Origin of the sequence: Kinneretia sp. DJ1R-11, assembly GCF_025717595.1 — a bacterium.
GTDB lineage: Bacteria > Pseudomonadota > Gammaproteobacteria > Burkholderiales > Burkholderiaceae_C > Paucibacter_A.
Genome location: NZ_JAJIRR010000060.1, coordinates 1 through 375, shown reverse-complemented (window position 1 = coordinate 375; position 375 = coordinate 1). Strand labels below are relative to the sequence as shown.

At 52.3% G+C, this 375-nt stretch carries 1 protein-coding gene; it reads right to left on the bottom strand.

Annotation, left to right across the window (positions count from 1 at the left end):
* Nucleotides 1–54 precede the first annotated feature (54 nt).
* Nucleotides 55–375 (bottom strand): YrhB domain-containing protein (locus tag LNV23_RS23915; protein WP_263565249.1); only part of this gene is annotated, 321 nt, incomplete at its 5' end.

Genomic DNA, 375 nt, shown 5'->3' with positions numbered 1-375 from the left:
AGTGAGCGGACGCCGAAGGCGGTCCGCTCCAATGACAGGTTATCCATTTCGCGACTACTTGACAGCATATGGATCACTTGAATCTTCATACTCCCGAAGGTATGCCTCTATTGGTTGAGCTGTACCCAGGAAGTGCGTTGCGCCATTTCGTCGATCGACGAGCAATGGCGCGTTACCAGCTAGCGCATACGAAATGTTCTGCGTCTCTTGCCAAATCTTGGACGTGTAGAAAAAGACCAAGCCCCATGGGCGCTCAATCGTTGCTTCGTCAACTACGACCAGCTCGTCTTCTGGCGGCAGCTCAGTGACTGTTGCCGCAATTCTGCGAACAGCTAGGTCTCTAGCTTCTGATCGACTCAGCATGATGGATAACGT